At 69.0% G+C, this 24,473-nt stretch carries 23 protein-coding genes and 1 other RNA gene; 2 read left to right on the top strand and 22 right to left on the bottom strand.

Annotated features, from left to right (window positions below):
• Positions 1-64: 64 nt before the first annotated feature.
• The 21 genes from IT359_09335 to IT359_09235 all read right to left on the bottom strand — a co-directional run bounded on the left by IT359_09335 (position 65) and on the right by IT359_09235 (position 20,556).
• Entirely contained in the window at positions 65-1,159 is a 1,095-nt protein-coding gene (locus tag IT359_09335; protein ID MCC6929178.1) for a glycerophosphodiester phosphodiesterase, read from the bottom strand.
• Between the two features lie 98 nt (positions 1,160-1,257).
• On the bottom strand, positions 1,258-2,424 hold the full coding sequence (locus IT359_09330) for a DnaJ domain-containing protein (GenBank protein MCC6929177.1): 1,167 nt from the start codon (positions 2,422-2,424) through the stop codon (positions 1,258-1,260).
• A gap of 17 nt (positions 2,425-2,441) precedes the next feature.
• Positions 2,442-3,002 carry a nucleotide exchange factor GrpE gene (locus IT359_09325; protein ID MCC6929176.1) on the bottom strand — a complete coding sequence of 187 codons (561 nt, stop codon included), beginning with the start codon at positions 3,000-3,002 and terminating at the stop codon, positions 2,442-2,444.
• Between the two features lie 214 nt (positions 3,003-3,216).
• A complete protein-coding gene (locus IT359_09320) occupies positions 3,217-4,473 on the bottom strand; it encodes a competence/damage-inducible protein A (protein MCC6929175.1) in 1,257 nt (418 codons plus the stop codon).
• 132 nt (positions 4,474-4,605) lie between these two features.
• Positions 4,606-5,343 (bottom strand): CDP-alcohol phosphatidyltransferase family protein, encoded by a 738-nt coding sequence (locus IT359_09315; protein ID MCC6929174.1) that lies wholly within the window; start codon positions 5,341-5,343, stop codon positions 4,606-4,608.
• Between the two features lie 63 nt (positions 5,344-5,406).
• A complete protein-coding gene (locus tag IT359_09310; GenBank protein ID MCC6929173.1) occupies positions 5,407-6,084 on the bottom strand; it encodes a GTPase domain-containing protein in 678 nt (225 codons plus the stop codon).
• Positions 6,085-6,108: 24 nt separating this feature from the next.
• Entirely contained in the window at positions 6,109-6,597 is a 489-nt protein-coding gene (locus IT359_09305) for a roadblock/LC7 domain-containing protein (protein ID MCC6929172.1), read from the bottom strand.
• Positions 6,598-6,625: 28 nt separating this feature from the next.
• Positions 6,626-7,024 carry a hypothetical protein gene (locus tag IT359_09300; protein ID MCC6929171.1) on the bottom strand — a complete coding sequence of 133 codons (399 nt, stop codon included), beginning with the start codon at positions 7,022-7,024 and terminating at the stop codon, positions 6,626-6,628.
• Positions 7,025-7,044: 20 nt separating this feature from the next.
• Positions 7,045-7,635 (bottom strand): recombination protein RecR, encoded by a 591-nt coding sequence (gene recR / locus IT359_09295; protein ID MCC6929170.1) that lies wholly within the window; start codon positions 7,633-7,635, stop codon positions 7,045-7,047.
• 15 nt (positions 7,636-7,650) lie between these two features.
• Positions 7,651-7,974: a YbaB/EbfC family nucleoid-associated protein gene (locus IT359_09290; protein ID MCC6929169.1), complete on the bottom strand. Its 324-nt coding sequence runs from the start codon at positions 7,972-7,974 to the stop codon at positions 7,651-7,653.
• 2 nt (positions 7,975-7,976) lie between these two features.
• Entirely contained in the window at positions 7,977-9,953 is a 1,977-nt protein-coding gene (gene dnaX / locus IT359_09285; GenBank protein MCC6929168.1) for a DNA polymerase III subunit gamma/tau, read from the bottom strand.
• 201 nt (positions 9,954-10,154) lie between these two features.
• Positions 10,155-10,251: signal recognition particle sRNA small type (gene ffs / locus IT359_09280), an RNA gene on the bottom strand.
• 124 nt (positions 10,252-10,375) lie between these two features.
• Positions 10,376-11,449, bottom strand: a complete 1,074-nt coding sequence (locus IT359_09275) for an aminotransferase class I/II-fold pyridoxal phosphate-dependent enzyme (GenBank protein MCC6929167.1) — start codon at positions 11,447-11,449, stop codon at positions 10,376-10,378.
• Positions 11,450-11,636: 187 nt separating this feature from the next.
• The gene (locus tag IT359_09270; GenBank protein ID MCC6929166.1) at positions 11,637-12,584 is read right to left on the bottom strand and encodes a YihY/virulence factor BrkB family protein; all 948 of its coding nucleotides are present in this window, start codon (positions 12,582-12,584) and stop codon (positions 11,637-11,639) included.
• Positions 12,585-12,619: 35 nt separating this feature from the next.
• Positions 12,620-13,108 carry a YtxH domain-containing protein gene (locus tag IT359_09265; GenBank protein ID MCC6929165.1) on the bottom strand — a complete coding sequence of 163 codons (489 nt, stop codon included), beginning with the start codon at positions 13,106-13,108 and terminating at the stop codon, positions 12,620-12,622.
• Between the two features lie 103 nt (positions 13,109-13,211).
• Complete coding sequence (locus IT359_09260) at positions 13,212-14,636, bottom strand: class II fructose-bisphosphate aldolase (GenBank protein MCC6929164.1); 1,425 nt, start codon at positions 14,634-14,636, stop codon at positions 13,212-13,214.
• Positions 14,637-14,736: 100 nt separating this feature from the next.
• On the bottom strand, positions 14,737-16,122 hold the full coding sequence (locus tag IT359_09255) for a glucose-6-phosphate isomerase (GenBank protein ID MCC6929163.1): 1,386 nt from the start codon (positions 16,120-16,122) through the stop codon (positions 14,737-14,739).
• 90 nt (positions 16,123-16,212) lie between these two features.
• On the bottom strand, positions 16,213-16,989 hold the full coding sequence (locus IT359_09250; protein ID MCC6929162.1) for an MBL fold metallo-hydrolase: 777 nt from the start codon (positions 16,987-16,989) through the stop codon (positions 16,213-16,215).
• A gap of 13 nt (positions 16,990-17,002) precedes the next feature.
• The gene (pyk, locus tag IT359_09245) at positions 17,003-18,400 is read right to left on the bottom strand and encodes a pyruvate kinase (GenBank protein MCC6929161.1); all 1,398 of its coding nucleotides are present in this window, start codon (positions 18,398-18,400) and stop codon (positions 17,003-17,005) included.
• Between the two features lie 202 nt (positions 18,401-18,602).
• On the bottom strand, positions 18,603-19,733 hold the full coding sequence (tal, locus tag IT359_09240; GenBank protein MCC6929160.1) for a transaldolase: 1,131 nt from the start codon (positions 19,731-19,733) through the stop codon (positions 18,603-18,605).
• Positions 19,734-19,968: 235 nt separating this feature from the next.
• Positions 19,969-20,556 carry a DUF2911 domain-containing protein gene (locus IT359_09235; GenBank protein MCC6929159.1) on the bottom strand — a complete coding sequence of 196 codons (588 nt, stop codon included), beginning with the start codon at positions 20,554-20,556 and terminating at the stop codon, positions 19,969-19,971.
• A gap of 101 nt (positions 20,557-20,657) precedes the next feature.
• On the opposite strand from IT359_09235, the gene IT359_09230 reads away from it, so the two are divergent.
• On the top strand, positions 20,658-21,401 hold the full coding sequence (locus IT359_09230) for a DNA alkylation repair protein (GenBank protein MCC6929158.1): 744 nt from the start codon (positions 20,658-20,660) through the stop codon (positions 21,399-21,401).
• Between the two features lie 49 nt (positions 21,402-21,450).
• On the top strand, positions 21,451-23,067 hold the full coding sequence (locus tag IT359_09225; protein ID MCC6929157.1) for an amidohydrolase: 1,617 nt from the start codon (positions 21,451-21,453) through the stop codon (positions 23,065-23,067).
• A 93-nt stretch (positions 23,068-23,160) separates the two neighbouring features.
• Here the strand turns inward: IT359_09225 and IT359_09220 are convergent, their stop codons facing one another.
• Positions 23,161-24,363, bottom strand: a complete 1,203-nt coding sequence (locus tag IT359_09220; protein ID MCC6929156.1) for a hypothetical protein — start codon at positions 24,361-24,363, stop codon at positions 23,161-23,163.
• Between the last annotated feature and the right edge of the window lie 110 nt (positions 24,364-24,473).

Below are 24,473 nucleotides of genomic sequence, written 5' to 3'. Positions count from 1 at the left end.
TCGTTGCGCCGGTCCATCCACCGTAGAAAACGCCTATTCAGCCGCAACCATCACACACCTCGCTTCACCGCCGCAACGCCCCCACCCCTACATCCGGAAAGTCCCCAAAAATCGCATCCACCCCAACCGCCGCAAACGCCCGCCACTCGGCGGCGGCGTCACCACGAAAGCCCGGCGCCAGGTCACGCGTGTCCGACCGCATGGTCCACACGTGCACCTGCAATCCCGCCGCATGCGCGTCACGCACGAGCGGCGTCGCGCGCGACGTGTCGCCCGCGGCTTCGCGCGGGAGGACCAGCCACTTGTGCGCCCCGATCGCATCGGCGTACCGCGCGACGTCGCGCAACCCGGCGGCGGCGAGCATGCCGGCGTAGCCGAGCGTGCCGCCGGCAGCTGCAACATCGGGCGGGATGCCGTCGAGGTTGATGAGCTGCACCAGCCGGATCGCGGTGCGCCCCCGCAGCGCCTTGAGGTTGCCAACCTCGAACGACTGGATGAAGACCGCGTCTCCCTTCCCGCGATAGCCATGCCGGCCGAGCACCGCGAGGAGCGAGTCCTCCAGCGGCAGCCCGATCGAGCGGAAGTACGTGGGGTGCTTCGTCTCAGGGTAAACGCCGATGGTCCGCCGAACGTCGCGCTCGCGCTGTCGCACGAGGGAGAGGAGCTCGTCGAGCGTGGGAACCTCGAAGCGGCCGTCCCACGCGTGTGAGCGCTGCGGCAAGCGCTCGCGCGCGCGCAGCGTCTTCAGTTCGGCCAGGGTGAAGTCCTCGGTGAACCACCCCGTCACCGTCGCCCCATCGATCGTCTTCGTGCGCTTGCGCCCGGGGAACTTCGCGGCCACGTCGGTCGTCCCGCCGATCTCGTTCTCGTGTCGGGCGACAAGGACGTGGTCCCGCGTCATCACGACATCCGGCTCGACATAATCGGCCCCCATGTCGATGGCGAGCGCATACGCCGCGAGCGTGTGCTCCGGCCGATACCCGCTCGCTCCGCGATGCGCGATGACGAGCGGCCGCCCTCCTCGCTGCGAGTTCTCCCCAGCACCGGCCTCCCCCGCCCCCACCACCCCCCATTCCCACGCCGCCAGCAGCAACACGCCACCCGCCAGCAGCAATGCCCCGCCCGCCCCCCTCCCCGCCAAGCGTCGGAATCGACTCATCATCTCTCCGCAGCTAGTCGTATCACTCCGCCCCCAATGAAAACGCCGACGCGCCCCGCGCGTCGGCACTCCCGTCTCCCGTCTCCCGTTTCCCGTCCCTAGAACTTCAACCCCCCCGCCTCCGCAAACTCGCGCAACAACCGCTCCTGCTCCTCCGACAGCTTGTCCGGGACAATGATGCTCGTCTCCACGATCAGGTCCCCCACCTGAGCGTCCTTCTCGATCCCCTGTGACCGGATACGGAAGCGCTTCCCGCTCGGCGTCCCCGCGGGAATGCGGATCGTGACCTTCTTTCCGTCCAGCGTGCGCACGGAGATCTTCGTGCCTAACGTGGCCTGGGCGATGTTGAGCGGCACGGTCGCCAGCAGGTCCAGCCCTTCGCGCTTGTAGAAACGGTCGGATTGCACCTGGAGCGTGATGACGAGGTCGCCCGCGGGACCGCCGTTCGCCCCGCGACCGCCCTGCCCCTTGAGCCGGATCTTGGTCCCGGTGTCGGCGCCCGGCGGCACGGTGATCAGAACCTTCTTGCGCGTTCGCACCTCGCCCGCGCCATTGCACTCGGCGCAGCGCTCGCTCGGCACCTGGCCACGCCCCATGCACATCGGGCACGGCCGGTTCACCGCGAAGCCGCCCTGTCCGAACGAGATCGTTCCGCGACCGCTGCACTCCGGGCACGTCCGGATCGTCGCGCCTGGCGCGGCACCGTTCCCGCCGCACGTGGGGCACTCCTCGTTCACTTCGAGCTCGATCGGGACCTTGCCGCCGCTCGCCGCCGTGCGGAACGGGACCTCCAGCGTCGTCTCGACCGATTGCCCCTGCTCCTGCGCGCGCGCTCTCCCGCGAGCGCCCCCCTGCTGTCCGCCGAAGATCGAGCCGAAGAGGTCGCCCAGTCCCCCCAGGCCGCCGACATCGAAGTCCTGAAAGCGGAAGTCGCCACCCCCCGGCGCCCCGCCCCCCCCCTGCCCCGTCTGCCCAGGGCTTCCGGCGCCCGGACGCGCGCCCGGACGCTGGCGGCTCCCCGGCGGCGGAAAGCCCCCAAACGCGCCAAGCCGGCGCATCTCGTCGTACTGCTTGCGCTTCTCGGCGTCGCCCACCACCTGGTACGCCTCGGAGATCTCCTTGAAGCGGTCCGACGCCTTCGGATCGTTAGGGTTCGCGTCCGGGTGGTACTTCTTGGCCAGGCGGCGGTACTGCTTCTTGATCTCCTCGGCTGCGGCGGTCGAGGAAACACCGAGCACGGCGTAGTAGTCCTTGGTGGGTGCCATGCGTGCCTAACGGCGGATCAACCGTTCCACTGCTTCACGACCACGCGCGCCGGACGCAGCAGCTGCCCCCGGAACACGAAGCCCAGCTGGAAGACCTGCGCCACCAGGTCGTCCTCCTCGGGCGTGGCGGCGGCCACCGTGCTGATCGCCTCGTGCACGGCCGGGTCGAACTTGTGGTCGACCGGGTTCACCACCTCCAGGCCATGTCCCGCCAGCGACTTGAACAGCTTCTTCTCCACCATCGCCACGCCGTCGACCACGGTGCGGGTGTCGGTCTTGTCCGGATCGACGTGCGCGAATCGCATCACGTCATCGATCACGTCGATGAGCCCCGACACCAAGTCGCCCTGCGCGCGCCACCCGCCTTCCTGCCGCTCGCGCACCGCGCGCTTGCGGAAGTTGTCGTACTCGGCCGCCAGGCGGAGGTACTTGTCGCGCTGCTCCTCGATGGCGCGATGCAGTTCCTCGTGCGACGCCAGCGTCGCGGTGTCGCCCGCGGCGTTCTGCACCGCGTGCTCGCTCGCCGGTGTCTCCGGCTCCTGCGGAGTGCCCTGTTCCTGGCTCTGGGAATCGCTCATATGGCTCACGCCTACTCGGTTCTGGCCCAAGGGGTTTCACGCCTGCCGACCGCACTCACCTCGCCACTTGCCCCCCCGCGAGGGGAACCGCAGCCTCGGAGCGACGACCCGCCAACGCCTGCGTTCGAAATCTCGACCGACACCCACGGCTGGGGCAACGCCCGTGCCCGTTCCCGCGCGCCAGATCGGCAGTTCGCGCCCCTCCCACGCGGCGCTAGCCGGACGAGAGCTGCCGGCGAATGAGGTCGAGCGCCACCTGCGTCGCGCGGTAGCGTACCTCGCTCCGGTCGCCGATGAGCTTTCCGCCGAAGGTGCGCACCTCACCGCGCACATCGACCGCAATCCACACGGTGCCGACCGGCTTGTCGGCGCTCCCACCGCCCGGCCCCGCCACCCCCGTGATGCCGACGCCGATATCAGCGCCAATCCGCTCGCGCACGCCAGACGCCATGGCCCGGGCCACCTCCTCGCTCACCGCCCCCACACGCGCCAGCACTTCGTCGGACACGCCGAGTGCCGTGCGCTTTACCGCGTTGTCGTAGGCGATCACTCCGCCCACGAAGACGTCGCTCGATCCGGCAATCGCCGTCAGCCGCTCCCCGAGGAGCCCGCCGGTACAGCTCTCGGCCACCGCCAGCCGCAAATCCCGGGCGCGACAGAGCGCCAGCACCACCTCTGCCAGGTCGACCGAGCCCTGGTCGGCGTAGACGTACTTCCCCACGCGCTCGGCCAGGAGGGCGCTCCCGGCGGCAAGGCGTGCATCGGCCTCGTCGGGGGCGGCCCCACGCACCGTCAGCCGCAAGTCCACCCCGTCCGCCCCCGGCAGGTACGCGAGCGACATTCCATTTACGCCGCGCACCGCGTCGCCCAGCATGGTGGGGAGCTGCGACTCGGCCACGCCGGTGGTGCGCACCGTGCGCGTGCGCACCACGGAGAGCGCCGCGCCGAGCCGCTCGCGGATGATGGGGCGCAGCTCCTCGGCGAAGATCCCCCGCATCTCGCGCGGGACGCCGGGGAGCATCGCCACCCAGCGCCCGCGCTCGTCCTCGAGAAAGATCGCTGGCGCCGTTCCGTGACGATTGGTGAGGACGCGCGCGCCTTCGGGAATCATCACCTGCTGCCGGTTGGAGTCGGGGAGTTCACCGGGGCGGCCGCGGTCGCGCCACAGCTGCCTGAGCGCCTCCCAACGCTCCTCATCAAAGACCATCGCTCTCCCGAACAGTTCGGCGATGGCCGGCTTGGTCATGTCGTCGGCGGTTGGGCCGAGCCCTCCCGTGGTGATCACCGCACCCGAGCGGTCGAGCGCATCGCGCACTGCGGCGGCAATCATGCGGGCATCGTCGCCCACCGAGGCGCGCTGCACGATGCTGACGCCGTCAGCCGCAAGTTCGCGCGCCAGCCACGCCGCGTTGGTGTCGATGGTGAGGCCGAGCAGGAGCTCGTCGCCGATCGTGACAATCTCGAGATGCACTGGGGCGGACGGGGGACGGGAGAATGCTTGCCCCAGCGAAGGATTGGGGGGCGAAAGGAGAGGGTACCGGCTGGGGGCTGAACCACCTCCCGTCCATCTCCGCGTTCGGGCGTGTAGGCGCGGGCGCGGGGATCAGCGCGCGGGCTGCTGGTGGTTGCCGGGGCGCACGAGGACGCCGCCGTAGCGCTGGAGGTACAGGTACAGGGAGTAGAGCGTGAGGAGCACCGCGCCAATCATCGAGACCACGCCGACAATCCCGTTGACCATCGCGAAGGTGTTCCACGCGCTCCCCGTCCACCCGCGCTCGACAGCGGCCGACGAGGTCCAGAACCAGAAGAAGGCCGCGCCGACCCAGACCGATTGGAAGCCGGTCTTCCACTTGGCGGGGCCGATGGCCGAGATGACGACACCGCGCTGCGCCGCCAACTGGCGAAAGATCGTCATGAACAGCTCGCGCCCCAGGACGACGGCGATGATCCAGAAGGGGAGCCCCACCAGCCCCAGCGGCGTCACGAAGGGATAGGTCACGCGCGCCCCCGCGAGCACCGGGCCCACCGTCTGGCCAGCGGCCCAGGCGTCGGGCTGGGGGAGCGACGCCCAGAGCGCCGTGTCGCGGCAGAGCCAGTACATCGGGACCAGCGTCGCCAGGAGGAGCAGCTTGTCGGCGAGCGGGTCGAGCAGCTTGCCGAGGTTGGTGACGAGGTTCCGGTCGCGCGCCAGCTTGCCGTCGACGTAGTCGGTGACCGCCGCCGCGACGAACAGGACCCACGCCGTCAGCCGCAACTGCCACCCGGCGTTGACGACCAGGGCGGCGATCAGCGGCGTGGAGGCGATGCGGGCAGCAGTGATCGCGTTCGGAAGATTCAGCACGGCGTGGGACGCGGGTGATTCCGCGGGGAAGCCGCGGACGATTCCGCTGGCGAGCGGGACGCGCTACGACAACGCTTTCAGGACGAGCTTCGAGATCGCCTTCAACGTATCGAACACACCGTCTCCCGTCACGGCCACCGCCTCGAAATAAGGGGCGCGCTCCACCCATTCGCCAGTCGGCAACTGCTCCACCAGGTTCTCCCCGGCGTGCCACGCATCCGGCGTGATGCGCTGGCGCGCAGGCTCCGTCACTTCCCACCCGGGATTGAGCGCCGCCTGAAGTTCCGACAGCGGCGCCGCATTGGGAAGATCACGCTTGTTGTACTGGATGACAAACGGCATCCGCGTGAGGTCATAGCCGTACTCGACCATGTTGTCGTACAGGTTCTGCATCGACTCCTGGTTCGCCTCCATGCGATCCAGCTGCGAATCGGCGACGAAGACGATGCCATCCACGCCCTTGAGGATGAGCTTCCGTGACGCGTTGTAGTACACCTGTCCGGGCACCGTGTACAGGTGGAAGCGCGTCTTGAAGCCTCGAATCGTCCCCAGGTCCACGGGGAGGAAGTCGAAGAAGAGCGTGCGCTCGCTCTCGGTGGCGAGCGAGATGAGCTTCCCGCGAGTGCTGGGCGCAACCTTCCTGTAGACGTGCTCGAGGTTCGTCGTCTTGCCGCCGAGCCCCGGCCCGTAGTACACGAGCTTGCAGTTGATCTCGCGTGAGGCGTAGTTGATCATCGACATCGCAGTCTCTCCGTGTCGTGCGATTTACTGGAAGAGACGGTCGATTTCGTCATCGACATCGCCGAGCAGCGGTTGCCGCTGCGGATTGGACGTGTGTGAACGCTGCAGCGAGCGCTCGATGAGGCGTCCGAGTTCATCGACGATTGCGCGCATCTTGAGACGTACCAGGCCGAGCGTGGTGCGGTTGTCGAAGAGCGCCACGAGGATCACGCGCCTCGCCACGTCCGCCAGCAGCATCGACTCCTTCTCCCCCTGGTGAAAGAGGGTGTTGAAGTCGCTCTCCCCAATCAGGCGCGCGAGCTGGTCGTTGGCCGAGAAATCCGCCGCCGTCAACGTCGCGAACGCGGTCACGTCAAACGTGGGACGGTCGCCAGCGAAGGTCACCAGCTGTCCGCTCCGATCGACCAGGAGGGCGCAGCGCGCGTTGCTGTCGAACAGGAAGCGCTGCAGCACCTGTGTGAGGGCGCTGAAGTCCTCTTCCGTGAACGACCAGCTCGAAGCTCCGATGGGCATGCGCATGTAGGACGACGGGAACGGGAAGTCAGGCGATCGAGCGTTGCGGCCTGGACGTGTCGGGGCGCGCGCCGCCGCGATCCGCCGCCAGTGAGGCAGCGCGCTCCGCCGCCAGCGTCGCGGCGCGCGCCGCGGCCCCCTCGGCCGAGCGCTCGATCGACTGGTCGAGCGACTGCTCCATCCGCCGCAGGATCCGGCGGGCACGCCGGCGCAGCTCGGGCTTGGTTTCCCAGGCCAGGTACTCCCGCAGCAGCGTGACCGTCTGGTCGTCCTCCTGCGTGCGCAGGTAGCCCAGCGCCGCCAGGCGGCGCACCGGGTTGGCGCTGAACAAGTGACGGCGATCGGCACGCTGCTGCCGGCTCCACAGCGCGAAGCCCGCCAGGAAGCCACCAATCACCCCGAGCGACATCAACGATCCTTTCCGCATTGCACCTGGTCTCGCTTCCCTCAAGTCATCTCCCGACGTGCCGACAGCGCCTGTGCGATGGTAATCCCATCGGCGTACTCCAGGTCGCCCCCCATTGGAAGGCCGCGCGCGATGCGCGTCACGCGCACCCCCAGCGGCGCCAGCACCTGCTGGAGGTAGAGCGCCGTCGCATCGCCTTCCACACTCGGGTTCGTTGCCACGATCACCTCCCGCACCCCCCCACCCGTCACCCGGCGCGCCAGCGCCGTCACCGTCAGGTCCTCGGGCCCCAGCCCGTCCAGCGGCGAGATGCGACCCCCCAGGACGTGGTATCGCCCCCGGAACTCGCCGGCGCGTTCGATTGCGCCGATATCCGCCGCTTCTTCGACGGCGCAGATCACCCCGGCGTCACGTCTTGGGTCGCGGCAGATGGCGCATTCCTCCTCCTCGGTCAAGTTGAAGCACCGCGGACAGGGGTGTACACGCTCGGCGAGCGTCTCCAGGGCGTGCGCCAGGCGGATGCTCCGCTCGCGCGGCTGCTTGAGGAGGTGATAGGTGAGCCGAAGCGCGGTCTTGCGCCCGATTCCGGGGAGCTTGGCCAGTTCGGCCGCCAGTTCGTCGATTGCCGACACCGTGCGACGCGGCCCTCAGATCGGGAGCTTGAACGGAAACGGAAGGTTGAGCCCTCCGGCCAGCTTCCCCATCTCCTCCTGCGCCAGCTCGTTCGCCTTCTTCTGCGCGTCGGCGACGGCGATCACGATCAGGTCCTCGAGCATCTCGATGTCGGCGGGGTTCACGACCGCCGCTTCGAGCCGGACCTTCTTGACCGTCCCCTTCCCGTCTGCCTCCACGGCAACCATGCCGCCACCGGCGGTGCCGGTCACGGTACGCTGCGCGAGTTCTTCCTGCATCTCCTGCATCTTGGACTGCATCTGCTGCGCCTGCTGCAGGATCTTGAAGATGTCGGCCATGGCTATGAAATCAGGTCGAGGTCCAGTTCGTCGATGGCGGCGGCCAGCACCGCGTCCTTCTTGCGCAGCGCGACCAGCGTTTCGGACTTGATCGACTCGGCCGTCATGCGTCGAGGGCCCGAGTCCCTGGCGTGCGCGGGCGGGAGGAGCTGCACGCGCACCAGCCCCGGGATGTGCGGCGTGAGCGCCGCCGTGAGTTCCTTGGCCTTGGCCGCCAGGTTCTCGAACGCCCCCGTCTCCTCCATCTGCAGCGAGACCACCCCCGACGCAGCCACCGCCGTCGGAATCGCCCGTTCGAGCAGCGTCCCGACGAGCGGGCGCTCGCGACGGATCGCGGCGAGGATGTCGTCCCAGCGCTCCACCAGGTGGTTGATGTCGAGCGACGTCAGCGACGCGAACGACGCGACTGCCGGCGAACCACCGTTCACCCCTGACGGTGGTGACGCCAGTTGAACGGCGACGCTTTCGGGGAGTTCCGCGACCACCGAAGGCGGCGCCATGGTGGCCGTCCCCCCGCGCTCGGCCTCGAGCCCGGGACCCGCTTCCATGCGTGGGGACGAGGGGCGCTCGCCGCGCGTCGGTGCACCGCCGCGCGCGGGCGTGCCGCCTCGCGAGGGGGGCCCTTCGCCCGGCGGCGCGGGAATGCGCTCCTGGACACGCGGCGTGTCGACCGCCATGTCGCGACGAAGCTCCGGGCGCGGGAGGCGTTCGGGCGCCGGCGCGGAATCGCCAGCCGTGGGTGGGCCGGCGCGATAGCCGCCGCGCGACTCGCCACCGGCGGGCGCCGAGCGCGGCGCGGGCTGCGGGCGCGGCGCGGGGGTTCCGCCACCGGCGCTACCACCGCCGCCGCTACCCACCTCGCGCAGCACCGCCTCGAGATCGAGCGTGCGGTCGAGGAGGGCAAAGCGCACGAGGAGCGTCTCCAGGAGGAGTTGCTGCTGGCCACTGCGCCGGAAGCGCGGCTCCAGCTCAGCCACCGCGTTCAGCATCCGCAGCAGGTCGCCGGCACCCAGGCGATCCTTGCGCGCGACCAGCGCCTCGCGGGCCGCGGCGCTCACGTCGACCTCCTTCGCGCCTAACGCCAACGCGAGTTGCGCGCGCAGGATGTCGCCAAGCCCGGCCAGGAACTGCCCCAGGTCCACGCCCAGCTCGACCAGGCGCCCCACCATCGTGAAGACGTCGCCCGCCCGCCGCTCGGCAATCACGTCGAGGAGCGCGATGTACTCGTCCTCGGCCACCAGCCCCAGCGCCTCGCGCACGCGCAGCGCCGTCACGCCGCCGTCGCCTAACGCCAGCACCTGGTCGGTGAGCGAGAGCGCATCGCGCATCGAGCCGTCGGCGGCGCGCGCAATCATCCCCAGCGCCTCGCTCTCCGCTTCCACCCCCTCCTCGGCGAGGACGGCTCCCACGCGCTCGCGAATGTCGCCCGGCCCCATGCGCCGGAAGTCGAAGCGTTGCAGCCGGGAGAGGACCGGGGCGGCGGCCTGCGCGATTTTCTGCGGTTCGGTCGTCGCGAACACGAAGACGACGCGCGGGGGCGGTTCCTCGAGGATCTTGAGGAGCGCGTTCCACGCCTCGCGTGTGAGCATGTGCGCCTCGTCGACGATGTAGACCTTGTAGCGCCCCTCGCCCGATGGCGCGTACATCGCGCGCTCGCGCAGCTCGCGTGCGTCGTCCACGCCGCGATTGGAGGCCGCATCGATCTCCACGACGTCGAGCGAGGCGCCGCCGCTCCAGATGCGCGTGCAGCTGGTACACTCGCCGCACGGCTCGCCATCGGGGCGCTTGTTCTCGCAGTTGAGCGCCATGGCCAGCACGCGCGCCAGCGTCGTCTTCCCCACCCCGCGTGGCCCGCACAGCAAGTAGCCATGCGCCACGCGCCCGCGCGCAATTGCCCCCTTGAGCGTGTTGGAGACATGCGACTGGACCGCGACGGTGGCGAAGTTGCGCGGGCGGTACTTGCGGGCGAGAGCGATCACTCTACGAGAAGACGAGAGGACGAGAGGACGAGAGGACGAGAAGCCTGCCCCAGCGAAGGCTGGGGACGAGAAGGGGCGCGCGCCTTCAGGCTTCTGCAAATTGGCCCCGGCGAGCGGGTGGCGGGAGTGCTGCGCAGCGCCCCGGCGCGAGACGGTCAGGAAAAACAAAACGCGCGGGGCTCTGGCGAGCACCCGCGCGAATACTCCAGGTCTGACGAAGCAACGCTCGACATCGCGTACCGCTGCTACCTTCGGGGTCCTCACGGGGTTGGCGCGCTCACGCCCTTCGGGACCTGGAGCGAGAGGAAGTCTAGTCGGCGGGCAGCGTCGCGACAACCGCGCGCGGCGCGCGCTACGACGCGGCACCTACGGCGCGCGCTATGACGCGGCACTTACGGCGCTCGCCACGCGCCCCGCAACGGCTACTTCACGGGAACCGTCGGCCACTCGCTGGTGTCGCCCAGCGCGCGCCACGCCTCGTCGAGCCCCGACAGGACCGCCTCACCCGCCTCCAGCACCTGCGCCGTCGTCACGTCCAGGTGGAGCACCGCGCGGATGCGCGTCGGCGTCCACACCCCGACCTTGACGCCGTACTCGGCCACGCGCCGCACCACATCGTGTGCCGAGAGCCCTGGGGCCAGATCGATCATCACGATGTTGCTGTCGGGAGGGACGACGGTTGCCGCGATGGCCCGGTCCACGATGAGCGAGAACTCCGTGGCATGCTCGTGATCCTTGAGCAGGCGATCACGATTGTGCTTCACCCCGTAGAGCGCGCCCGCCGCGAGAATCCCGCTCTGCCGCATCACGCCGCCCAACCGCTTGCGATGTTCGTTGGCGCGTTCCATCACCTCGTCGGTCCCCACGAGCGCCGCGCCAGCGGGGGCGCCCAGCCCCTTCGAGAACGAGACCATCACGGTGTCGGCGAAGCGCGTGAACTCGTGCAGCGCGGTTCCCGACGCGGCGGAGGCATTCCACAGTCGCGCACCATCCAGGTGCACCGCGCAGCCGTGATTGCGCGCCACGTCGTGCATGGCGCGCACGCCGGCCAGCGGCGTGACCAATCCGCCCGCACCGTTGTGCGTGTTCTCCAGGCACACCAGCGACGCACGCGGCGCACTCGACGACGGCGCGCGAAAGGCACGCTCCAGCGACTGCGCGTCCATCATCGGACCATCGCCCTGCACGGTGCGCAGCTGCACGCCGGCGATGGCGGCGGCGCCCACCATTTCCCAGTCGTTGATGTGGCTTCCGTAGTCGGCGTAGATCTCCGTCCCGCGCTCGGCCAGCGTCCAGATGGCGCACTGGTTGGCCATCGTCCCCGACGGAAAGAAGAGGGCGCGCTCCTTTCCGAGGAGGCTGGCGACCGTCTCTTCGAGCTGGCGCGTGGTCGGGTCGCCGTCGAGGAAGTCATCGCCGACCTCAGCCTCGGCGATCGCCCGCCGCATCTCGGGCGAGGGCTTCGTGACGGTGTCGGAGCGGATATCGATGGTCATGGGGCGAACGCGAGTGTGATGGGCGTTACGAAAAGTAATACAGGGCGGACGGGGGACGGGGGACGGGAGACGGGAGTGCGCGCAGCGGAGCTGCGCGCGGGGCGCGTCGCACATCCCACGACTCGCGGCGCGCACAGCGCGCCGCACTCCCGTCTCCCGTCTCCCGTCTCCCGTCTCCTGTCCCGCTCTAGTTCTCCAGCGTCTCCCGCTGCAGCCTCCGCACCCGTCGCAGCTCGTGCGCCTGCGACACTTCTCCCCCGATGATGAAGATCAGGGCCGCGTAGTAGACCCAGAACACCAGCGAGACCACTGCGTAGACCGTCCCGCTGTAGAAGGAGCCGGGATCGAACGACTTCGTGTACGACGTCCAGAGGTTGCGTACGATCTCGAACATGACGCTGGACGAGAGCGCGCCCACCAGCGCCTGTTGCCAGCGGATCTTCCGGTTGGGGAGGTATTTGTAGAGCGCCCAGAACGTCGCCACGATGAAGGCGAATGCGACGAGTCGACCGATGGCGTATTCGAGCCCGCTCATGACATCGGGGCGGAAGCCCAGCTCCCCGAGCAGTGCGCTCCCGCGCGAGCGGGCGAGGGCGAGGTAGACGCTGAGTCCCATGTACACCACCAGCAACGTCGACGAGTAGACGGTCATCGTCACGTCGAACCACTTGCCGGCAATCATGCCGCGCTCGGTCTCGATGTCGAAGATCTCGGCGAGCACGGTGCGCAACGAACCGAACAGGCGCGTCGAGAACCAGACGAAGGTGAACGCGCCCCAGATGCCTAACGTGTTGCGCGCCTTCACGACCTCGGCCAGGATGCCGTGGATGGCCGGCTCCGGGCTCTCGGCGTGCGGCGGGAGGAAGCGATCGATGATCGCGCGCACCTCGGCCAGCGACGCGTCGGGCGAGAGGCCGAGGGCGAAGACGAGCCCCGAGATGACGAGCAGGACGAACGGAACGGCGGCGAGGAGGATGTTGAACGCAATCCCGCCGGCGAGAAAGAAGATGTCGTCCTCGGCGCTGTTGTTCCACACGCGCCGCGCATAGTCGCGAAACGCGTCCCAGAATCGCGCAACGGCGCTCACCGGCGTCGTCACGACCTTCAGCACATCGAGCTCGGGGCTCGACGCCATCTTACGAATTGTCGCCAGTACGGGCGCTCAACCGATCAGTCGGCGGAAGGATCGGCCTCGGAGACGGCGCTGTCGTGCGGCGCGCGCTGCGCGTCGGCGAGGCGGCGTTCGAGTTCGTGGCGCGCATCGCGCGCCGCCGCGCGCCCCTCCTCCACCGCGCGCGACAGGTCGCGCCGCTTCTCGCGAATGGCGCGGCGCGTCTCGTCCAGCTTCTCCTCGTAGCGCTCGCGCGCCCCGTCCACCACACCACGCGCCCGTTCCTTCGTGTCATCCACGAGGAGCGCCGCCTTGTCGCGCAGGTCATCGGCACGGTCGCGCAGGTCGTGCGCGTAGTCGTTGGCCAGGCGGCGGGCGCGACGGGCGCGGCGCCGGATCAGCTGCCGAGTTTCCACACCCGACTGCGGCGCGAAGAGGAGCGCGAGGCCGGCGCCAATCGCGACGCCCGCCAGGAGCGCCGACACCGTCGAGCCGCCAGAGCGGCGCTCGATGATCACACGATCGTCGTCCACGTCGTTGCGAGCCATTGCTCCTCCTGGGCGTCTGCCCGTGCGAGTGCTGCGATGCGGTGTCTCAAGCGTCCGTGCCGGCGGCGGGCCACGCATGCATTCCCGCCGCCGCTTTCGTTCACTAGTCGGAGAGCGAGGCGTCGTCGGGGGCTGCCTCCACCACGATGTGCCCGGGGGTTCCCGGCATCGGGCGGTGGATCGCCAGCGGCTTCACCGTCTGCTTCACCTGCGCGCGCGTCCCGCCAATGCCCAATTGCGTGAAGAGGAAGGCGAACTTGGCGTCGTACGCTGCCGCCAGTTTGGCCTTGGTGCCGGCGTCGAGGTTCCAGAGCGCCTTCTTGAACGGGCCGAGCGCCTTTTTCCGCGTCTTGTAGAAGAACTGCTCGTCGGAGTCGGTTGCCTTGCGCTCGTCGGCGGCGTTGCTGCGCAGCCAGCCGTAGATCTCGTCCCGCAGCCCGGCCGGGAGATGATCGTACAGCATGTTCTGGAAGTTGGTCGCGAGGTGGATCTCCCCCGTCTCCGTGCGCGGGAAGTGATTGAACGCCTCGTCGGGGAGCGTCGACGCGCCGTGCTGCACCGCGCCGCACATCCCGTAGTCGTCGCGCGCCACCTTGGATAGGTCCTCGAGCGTCTTGAGGTCGAGCGATACCGCCGCAATCGAACCGTCGGGGAGGACGATCCCGCCGTGTGACGTCCCCGACTGCACCGAGATCTTGGAGAGCCCGACCGCGCCGGGCGCGACCTGGGCCAGCGTGCGATTGTAGCCGTCCATGAAGGCGCGCAGCTCGGGCACGGTCGAGTTCTCCGTCCCCACTTCGCCAATTTCCCCGCCGATGGAGATCGTCACCCCTTTCGGCTCCTGCGAGCGCACGTACCCCGTGATCGCCGCGCACTCCTCGTAGTTCTTGCGTTGCTGCTCGTCGAGCGTGGGGAAGGAGAGATCGACCAGCGTCGAGGTGTCGACATCGATGTTGTAGAAGCCGGCGGCGATCGCCTCGTCGGCCAGCTTCTTCACGTTGTTCACCTCGGCCACGGGGTCGGCCGCGTACTTCTTGTGATTGACCTGGAAGTGATCGCCCTGGATGAAGAGAGGGCCGCGGAACCCCTCGCGCAGCGCCGCGGCGATGAGGACCGCGACGTACTCGGCGGGGCGCTGATCGGTGTAGGCAATCTCGGAGCGCGCAATCTCCAGGATGAAGGCCCCCGCCTCCATCTGCTTGGCAACGCGGAAGATCGCTCGCGCCGTGTCGTACGTCGCCCCGCGAATGTTCATCGCCGGGACGGTGAAGCCCCCCTTCACCGCACCGCGCCCGCGCGCGGCGTACAGGTCGTGGATCGAGGCGGGGCGCACGCCCACCGCCTGCCCCAGCTCCCAGAGCAGCCAGCGCGCATAGTCGCGCGCGTTGCCCTCGCCAAAGACCGCGTCGCGCACCACGCCATCGAGGCGTTCCGAGGTCAGCACCGAGGCGTCGTGCACGGTGATCGCGGAATCGACGCGCGTGACCGCGGCGCCAAGGGCACTGTGGGCGATGATCGGTTCGGACATTGGCAATCGGTGTAAGGGATGAACGGCCTTCTGCTGCGACAAGATACCCCCGCCGTCCCGGTCCTGCATCGCGTGAGACCGGGACATCACGACGGGGATTTCACCCAATCACGCGCGCCGGATTGGATTGCGGGAGCTGCTCGAATTCATCCTTCGCCGCCTCGAAGCCGGGGCGCCCCATCATCCCGTAGGTGAAGCGCTTTCCCAGCTCCACCCCGGGCTGGTCGAAGGCATTCACGCCGTAGAGGGCGCCAGCGTACGCGGTCGCAATCTCCAGGAGCATCATCAGCGACCCCAGGTGCCACGCGTCCACCTGGTCGAGCGTGATGGTCATGCTCGGGCGTCCGCGAGTGGCCAGCGCACCAGCCGTTGCCCGCCGCTCGATGTTGAGCAGCTCCCAGAGCGTATGCGCGCCCAGGTACGCCAGGTCGGGAACGTCGCCGTGCGCGCCGGGAATCGTGACGTCGCGCTCGGGGAGCTTCACGGCCAGGAAGGTCACCGTCTTGTCCACCGGCCCCTCCATGAACAGCTGCACCTGCGAATGCTGGTCGGTGGCGCCGAGTGCCGGGACCGGTGTGGGCCCCGCATGATCGCCCGTCGGACGGATCTTTCCCAGCGACTCCGCCCACAGTTGCACGAACCAGCTTGCCATGTCGCGCAGCGGATCGGCATACGGCATCAGGATGTGGATCCGCTTTCCGCCCCTGGTGTCGGCGAGCCACTGCAGCGTGGCGAAGACGCCGGCCGGGTTCGTCGTCAGCACCGATGAGTTGCAGCGCTGCACCATGTCCCCCGCCCCGGCCAGCAGCGCCTCGATATCGATGCCGATGAGCGCGGCGGGGAGCGTCCCAACCGGCGACAGCACGCTGAAGCGCCCGCCGACGTTAGCCGGGATGTCGAGCGCAGGGATCCCCTCGCCCTTCGCGATGGGGCGCAGCGCCCCCTTCTCCGGATCGGTGACAAAGACGAGGTGCTTTGGCAGCGGGAGTCCGGCCTCCTGCAACGTGGTGCGCACGATGAGGTACTGCGCCATGGTCTCCGCCGTGCCGCCCGACTTGGACACCACGAGGAAGAGCGTCGACGGGAGCGCCACGCGCTCGATCACCGCGGCAATCGTCACCGGGTCGACGTTGTCCAGCACGTGCAGCCGCGGGAGACCGTCGCGCGCCGCCTCGTCGAGCGCGTTCCACTGCGGCGGGCGAAGTGCATTGCGCAGGGCGATGGGGCCCAGCGCCGAGCCGCCGATGCCGAGCAGGACGACGTCGCGATAGGTGCCGCGCACGCCGGCCGCGAACTCCAGCACCTGCGTGGCGAGGTCGCGCCGGCGCGGCAGGTCGAAGAAGCCAAGCTCGCCCGAGGCATGGCGCGCCGCCACCGCGGCGTGCGCTGCAGCGAAGGCGTCCTGCGCCCCGTCGAAGTCGCCAGGCGCAACGCCCCCCGACACCGCGTCGGCGAGCATGAAGGTGTAATCGAGCGAGAGGGACATCGTGGTCGCAGGTTGTCGCGTCGCGAACGACGCGCGTGGGCACGGGCCGGCGGCGAGCGAGGGTGCGCCACCGGCAGCGTGCGTGTTGTCTTACACCTCCACCACCAGCCCGTCGTACGCAGGGCGCACCGTCGGCGGCAGCTCTGCCTCCAGTTCGGCGTGCGACGTCTCGTGCGTGAGGTGTACGAGGTACGTCCGCTCGGCGCCGATCTCGGCGGCCACCGCGACCGCCTCGCCAATGCTCAGGTGCGTGGGATGCTCGCGGCGAAAGAGTGCGTTGAGCACCAGCACCTTCACCCCGCGCAGCCGCGCCACCGCCTCGGGCGGGACCGTCTTGGCATCGGTCACGAAGCCGAGTGCGCCGACGCGAAAGGCAAGGACCCGCATGCGCCCGTGCGGAAGCGCGATCGCCTCCACGCAGGCGTCGCCGACCTGGATCGTGTCGCCGTCGCGAATGGGGTGAGCTTCGCCCTCGGGCTTGGACGTCCCGGGGAGCGGGCGCATGGTGGCGTCGAACACGTACGGAAAGCGCGCCGCCAGCCGCAACAGCACCTCGGGCTCCGCGTACATGGGGAGCGCGCGGTGCTGCCTCACGGTGATGGCGCGAATGTCATCGATGCCGTGGATGTGATCGGCGTGGTCGTGCGTGAAGAAGACCGCATCGACGCTCCCGATCCCGGCACTCACCAGCTGCAACCGCAGCTCGGGGGGCGTGTCGATGAGGAGGCGCGTCCCCCCGTCGGTCTCGATCACCGCGCCGATGCGCGTGCGGCGGTCGCGCGGATCGGTCGAATGACAGACCGCGCAACCGCACCCGATGATCGGGATGCCGAAGCTCGTGCCGGTGCCAAGAAAGGTCAGCTTCACGGCAAACGGGCGATCAGACCGTCTCGATCTTGAGCAGGTTGGTCGTCCCCGGGACGTCGAACGGCACCCCCGCGGTCACGATCACCTTGTCGCCCTCGCGTGCCAGCCCGCGCTCCAGCAACGCATCGCGCGCGCTCTGCAGCATCTTCTCGTACGTATCAGCGGGCGGGACCAGCAGCGGCACCACCCCCCACACCATTGCCAGCTGGTTGTACGTGCGCGATACGTCGGTGAGCGCCAGGATCGGGACTCCTGGGCGGTGCGACGAGACCATGCGCGCGCTGAAGCCGCTCTTGGTGAAGACGATGACCAGCGGCGTTCCCAGCATGCGCGCCGCGGTTACCACGGCGGCGGCGATGGTCTCTTCCGTCGACGACGTCCCGATGCCGAAGCGGCGCTCCTCGCGCTTGGGCGCCAGGTGGTGCTGCTCGATCTCGGTGATGATGCGCTGCATGGCCTGCACGGCGAGCTTGGGGTACGCCCCCGAGGCCGTCTCCGCCGACAACATCACCGCGTCGGTCCCGTCGAGGATGGCGTTGGCCACGTCGCTCGCCTCGGCGCGCGTGGGGCGCGGGTTCTGGATCATCGACTCCAGCATCTGCGTCGCCGTGATCACCGGACGGCCAAGCTGGCCGGCGAGCCGAATGATCCGCTTCTGCACCAGCGGGACTTCCTCGAACGGGAGCTCGACGCCAAGGTCGCCGCGCGCGACCATCACCGCATCGGCCGAGCGCAGGATCTCCTCGATGTACGTGAGCGCCGTGTCCTTCTCGATCTTGGCGACGATCAGCATCCCGCGCGGGATGAGCGAGCGCAGCTGCGCGATGTCGGCGGCGCGACGCACGAAGGAGAGGGCGATGAAGTCGAGCCCCTGCTCAGCCGCGAAGTCGATGTCGGCGCGGTCCTTCTCCGTGATCGACGGCGCGGAGACCTCGACTCCCGGAAGGTTGAGCCCCTTGTGTTTCTTGATCACGCCGCCGTGCACCACCCGCGCCTTCACGCGCGGCTTGTCCACGTCGAGGACCACCAGCTCGATCAACCCGTCGTCGACCAGGATGCGGTCGCCGGCCTTCACGTCGTTGGCGATGTCGTTGTAGGTGACGGGGAGGTCGTCACCGGTGGCGACATCCTCGAAGCAGAGGACGATGTCCTGCCCACTCTCCACGGTCACCGGCGCCGCGAGGTCGCCCATGCGAATGCGCGGCCCCTGCAGGTCGCCGAGGATGGCAACCGGGCGTCCGCGCTCGGCGGCCAGTTGCCGAACCAGGGCGATGGTCCTGGCGTGCGAGTCGTGCGTCCCGTGCGAGAAGTTGATGCGGGCCACGTTGAGCCCCGCGTCCATCAGCGCGCCAATGGACTCGGCGGTGGCGGTGGCGGGCCCCAGGGTGCAGACGACCTTCGTGCGGGCAATGCGGATCGGGGTGGACAAGGCGGATCGGAGGGGATGAGGGGAGGCGTGGAATACGACGCCGACTGTAAACGTTTCCGAGGTCCAGCTCAGCTTCAATTAGCCGCCGCCCGACCCCTCCTCGCAAGGCTTTCGCCCGCGGACTACGCGTGGGCGCGGAGCGCCGAGCGCGGCGCCCTCCCATCGCGACGCGTTGTCGCGGCAGCTAGACCAATGTCTTCCCCAGCGCTGCCGCCTTCTTCTCCAACCCCGCGATGAGCGTGTCGAATGACTGCTGGAACGACGCCAGTCCGTTGGCGAGCAGCTTGTCGGTCACGTCGGTCATGTGCACGCCGCCTTGCTCCAGGTCGTGGAAGAGCTGCTCTGACGCGGTCACGTCTTGGTCCACCGTGCGCGCGGTCACGCCGTGGTCGCGGAAGGCGTCGATCGTCGCGGGGGGCATCGTGTTGACCGTGTCGGGGCCAATGAGCGTCTCGACGTAGAGAACGTCGCGGTAGGCCGGGTTCTTCGCGCTGGTGCTGGCCCACAGCGGGCGTTGCACCTGCGCCCCCGCGGCGGCCAGCTTGCCCCACCGCTCACCCGAGAACCTCTGCCTGAACAGGCGATAGGCGAGCTTCGCGTTGGCCACGGCCGCCTTGCCGCGCAACGCCAGGATCCCGCCGCGCAGTCCTTCCGGGGCGCTGGCGGCAATCGCGTCGAGGCGCTTGTCGATCTCCGAGTCCACGCGGCTCACGAAGAACGACGCCACCGAGGCAATCCCCGCAATCGGCTTCCCAGCTGCAAGGCGATCCTCCAGACCGGCGAGATACGCCTCGATCACGCGCGCGTGCGCATCGATCGAGAAGAGGAGGGTGACGTTCACGTTGATCCCGTCGGCGATGAGGCGGCGCACCGCGATTGCCCCCTCGGCCGTCCCCGGAACCTTCACCATCACGTTAGGCCGATCGACCGTCTTCCACAGGCGATGCGCCTCCTCCACCGTCGCCGCGGCATCGTTCGCCACTCCCGGCGACACCTCGATCGAGACATAGCCATCGATCCCCTTCGTCGCCCTGTACGTCTCGGCAAAGATGTCGCAGGCCGCGCGCACGTCGTCGGTCTCGATCAACTCGAAGAGCTGCCACGGCGTCAGCTCACCGGTCACCGCCTCGATCTGCGCGTCGTATTCCTTCCCCTCGGCGAGCGCCTTCTCGAAGATCGTCGGATTGGACGTCATCCCCATCAGGGCGTCGTCGCGAATGAGGCGAGCAAGCGCCCCGTTGCGGAGCATGGCGCGGTCGATGTAGTCGAGCCACACCGACTGGCCGGCATCGTGGAGTTGGCGAAGTCGGGACATGCGGGAGGGCGAACGGGGGACGGGGATAGCGCGCCCCAGCGAAGGCTGGGGGGACGGGAGATGATGTGGCGAGGAATCTAGTGGGGGGGCGGGGTGAGTCCGACTCTGCAGCGAACCGAAGGGGTGGCGAAGTACCGAAACAAGGAAGCGCTCGGCGAGAGGATCGCCGAGCGCTTCCGAGTGTCGTGCGTGTGCGCGTGCGCAGTGCGGGAGGTGCGTGAGTGGCGCCCGGTCGCTACTTCGCGGACCACTCCACCGAGTGGGCCAAGGTCCCCCAGGCAAAGCGCAGTTCGCCCTTGGCGCCCTGGGCGGACGGGATGAGCTGGATGGTGAGCGCCTCGACCGGGTTGGAGAGCGTGGCCGACTTGAGGGGGATGCGGACCAGGTCCTGCGCCGCGTCGTACTCCGTCCCCCACTCGCCGGTCTTCTTGTTCACGATCAGCTTCCACGCCCCCTTGGTCGTCTCGGCGAACAACGTGTACGACCCCTTCGGCACGCTCTGCCCACCGATGTCGAGATCGACCTCGGTGGTGAACGACGTCGCCTCGTTGGCGCCCAGGCGCCAGACCTTCCCCAGGTCGTCGGCGAGTGCGCCGGCCACGGGACGGCCGCGGGCCACGGGGACGCCGTAGTCGATGCTGAGCTTGAACGGTTTGGGGGCCGGCTGTCCCTGCACGCGCGGGGCGCTGAGCGTCACCGTGGTGGAGGCGCGCCCGCTCGGCGCGGCGCGGAGGTTCCCCTGCGCCGCCAGCGGCGCGGCCGCCGCCAGCGACAGCGCCAGCGTGGCGGCGGGGGCGATGGAGCGAAGACGAGTGGTGATCATGCGCGATGGGCTCTGGAGTGTAGGATTCCGGGGGGAAGCGCTGAGGAATCTCACTGCGGGAATCCCCGCCGCGCAACCAACACGGGTTACCATTCGGCGCCATGCCTGGTTCCAAACTCGCGCCTCGCTCCAACGCCGCCGCATCGATCGTCACCGAGGGGCGCCGTGCGCTGAGCGCGCTGGCCGATCCCGCGGTACGCGCCGGAGGCGAGCGCTACTTCAAGGGAGTCATTCCATTCATCGGCGTGAAGGCGCCCGTCGTGCGCCGCGTCGCGCGTGACCTCGTTGCCAGGCATCGCACGATGGAGATCGAGACGCTCGTGCAAGCCGCCCTCACCCTTCTCCGCCAGCCGCACATGGAGGAGAAGCAGCTCGGGATCGTGATGCTGGAGCGCCTTGCGCGGCGCTGGCCGCCGACGCTCCTCGACGACATCGACCGCATGTTCGACGACGTGACGAACGACTGGGCCACGTGCGATGCCATTGCCGGTCGGTTGATCCACCCCATGATGCAGCGGGATGCGCGCATCGCCGCGCGCATGGTGCGCTGGAGCAAGGGCGCGCACCCGTGGCGACAGCGGGCCGCCGCCGTGGCCTTCGTGAAGTCGGCGCGCCGCGGCGCGCACAACGCGACCATTCTCGCCATCTGTCACCAACTGGCGCAGCGCGACGACCGGTTCGTGCAGCTCGGCATGGGGTGGGTGTTGCGCGAACTCTCGCAGGCCGACCGCGACGCCGTCATTGCCTTCCTGCGAGACCATGACTCGATCATTCGGCGCGAGGCGTTCCGCTACGCCACCGAGAAGATGCCAGCGCACGTGCGACCTTGCCGCACGACTTCTTGACCGACATGCTAGCCTGACGCACACGCACACCGACCACCTGAGGATCTTGATGCCGCGATTCCCTGCTCTCGTCCGCGCCGCGACCGTTGCGCTGATGACCTGTTCGCTCGCTGTTCACGCGCAGTCACCCAAGGGGGCCCGCCCCGATCCTCGCCTGGAGAAGCTCAAGGCCGAGGCGCTCACGAAGGTCGAGGCGCGCGCCACGCTCATCCAGCAGATCATCGACCAGGTCTTCTCATTCGGCGAACTGGGGATGCAGGAGGTGGAGACGTCGAAGTACCTGACGGGGATCCTCGAGCAGAACGGCTTTTCGGTGGAGCGCGGGACGGCGGGGATGCCGACAGCGTGGGTGGCGCGGTGGGGATCGGGGAAGCCGGTCATCTCGTTAGGCTCGGACATCGACGGGATTCCGCAGGCCAACCAGAAGCCGGCCTTCGCCTATCGCGACGCGATGCTCGCCGGCGCCCCGGGGCACGGCGAGGGGCACAACTCGGGGCAGGCGGTGAACATTGCCGCCGCGCTCGCGGTGAAGGAGATCATGGAACGGGAGAAGATTCCGGGGACGCTCATCCTCTGGCCCGGGGTCGCCGAGGAGCAGCTGGCGGGGAAGGCGCACCTGGTGCGCGCCGGCGTGTTCAAGGACGTCGACGTCACGCTCTTCACGCACGTGGGGAACGAACTCGGCGTGGGTTGGGGGCGCTCGGGATCGCAGGCCATGGTCTCGGCGATCTTCAAGTTCCGCGGGCAGACCGCGCATTCGGCCGGGGCCCCGTGGCGCGGAAAGTCGGCGCTCGACGCGGTGATGCTCATGGCGCAGGGGTGGGAGTACAAGCGCGAGCACCTGGAGCCGCAACAGCGCTCGCACTACATCATCCGCGACGGCGGCGACCAGCCTAACGTCGTCCCGCAAACGGCGTCGATCTGGTTCTACATCCGCGAGCGCGACTACGAGCGCGCCATGCGGAACTTCGAGGCAGCCAAGCGCATCGCGCAGGGCGCGGCGATGATGACCGACACCAGACTCGACACGGTCCAGATTGTCGGCTCCGCGTGGGACGTGCACTTCAACAAGGCGGTCGCCGAGGCGGCGTTCGCGAACATCAAGCGCGTCGGCCTCCCCAAGTGGGACGACAACGACCAACTCCTCGCGCGCTCGCTGCAGAAGGAGATGGGAGTCCCCGACAGCGGCCTGGCGACGAAGATCGACTCGCTCGCCCCCCCGCCGAGCGACGCGGTCGTCTTTGGCGGCTCGGACGACATCGGCGACATCTCGTGGAACGTCCCCACCATCACGCTCTCGTACCCGTCCAACATCCCGGGAACACCGGGGCACAACTGGGCCGACGCCATCGCGATGGCCACGCCGATTGCCCACAAGGGCGCGGTGGCCGGTGCCAAGGTGCAGGCGCTCACCGTACTCGACCTCCTGCTCACGCCGAAGATCGTCACCGATGCATGGAGCTACTTCCACACCGTGCAGACCAAGGACAAGAAGTACCAGTCGTTCCTTGGCCCTAACGACGGACCGCCGACCTTCCTCAACGAGGAGATCATGGCGAAGTGGCGCCCGTTGATGCGCAAGTACTACTTCGACCCCACGAAGTACAAGACGTACCTGGAGCAGCTCGGCTACAAGTATCCGACGCTCAAGCCAGCGGTCCAGTAGGGGAGAACACGAGAGGACGGGAAGCCTGCCCCAGCGAAGGCTGGGGACGAGAGGGGCGGCGGCGTGGTGGCACGGGGCTCCGGACTGTGACGCTCACCGTCGAAGGAGGCGATAGACCACCACGCGCTCCACGTCGTCGGCGTCACGCTGGATGCCGGCGACGTAGTCCGCGCCGGCGTCCAGCAGGGCGAAGCGCGCCGGCAGCTGCACATCGGCAAGCCAGCGGCCGTCACGCCCGACAACGCTCCACCGCTGCGCCGCGCTCCCCGTCGGGTGCAACTCGGCGGTCATCATCGCCGAGCGATGGTCGAAGGGGGCGATCCAGACCTCACCCGCCCCGTTGCCAATCAGGCGGCCGTAGGCGGGGGCGGTGGGCGCGTATTGCGTGAGGCGCAACATCTCCCGCACCTCGTCCTGCTGCGCCTTGGGCGCCGACCGCATGCCGCGCATTGTCTCCGACTCGTGGAAGGCGCGCGCTTCGCCGGAGAGTGGTGCACGCGGCACGTCGCGCACCGTGCGCGAGACCAGGCGTCCCGTGCGGTCGAAGCACTTCACCTCCCACGTCAGCGGATAGCCGCCGCACGCGCGCTCGCCCGCGACCACGAGATACGACTGCGGCGCGAACTGAACCGGCAGCGGCGGGCCGCCCCCGCTGCGTACGACTTCCACCCCGGGGAGCGTGTCGATGATGCGCTGGTCGCGGCCGTCGGGAGAGACGAGCCCCACCGTCATCGGCGCGATGCTGCGTGAGCGCGTCATGTCGGGGGGCTCCGGGTAGCCGAAGGCGAGGAGCGTCCAGTCGGCGAAGTAGCTCCCCTGGAAGGCAAGCGCCCCCACGCGAAAGGCCGGACGCGCCACCGAGCGCAAGAGCGAGCCGTCAGGCGCAAAGATTTGCAGCCGGCCGGCGCGGTCCACGGCGCCCACGGTGTCGGCCACACGCACCAGCTTCAGCAGTCCGTCGAACTCGCCGGGGCCCCGTCCCTTGCGTCCCAGCTTTCGCACCAGGTCGCCGGACTGGTCAAAGACGCGCAGCTCGTTCGTGCTGGCATCGCCCACGACCACGCGCCCGTCGCCCAGCCGCACGACGCCGGCAATGTTGGAGAACGACGCCGCTCCCTCCGACTCCGCGCCGCCAATGGAAAGGAGCGGCGACGATTCCAGGCGCCACTCCGGCGCGCGGTCACGCGCACCATAGCGGATGAGGCGCACCCCCGAGGAATCGCGGACTTGCTGCGCCGCACTTGTCTCGCTCCCGAGCGTCGCCAGCACCGCCAACATCACCAGCAGCACACACACTCGCGCTCCTGCGCCTCGCCTCCGCATCGCCGCCCTCCGGCGTTCGGGAATCTCGCGCCTCGCTGCGTCTCGACGCATCCTCCATCCGTCGCCCCCTGGCGTCCAGAGCC

Source organism: Gemmatimonadaceae bacterium, assembly GCA_020852815.1.
Lineage (GTDB): Bacteria > Gemmatimonadota > Gemmatimonadetes > Gemmatimonadales > Gemmatimonadaceae > SCN-70-22.
Note: the sequence above shows the minus strand (reverse complement) of the source record. Positions and strands in the feature narration are given on the sequence as shown.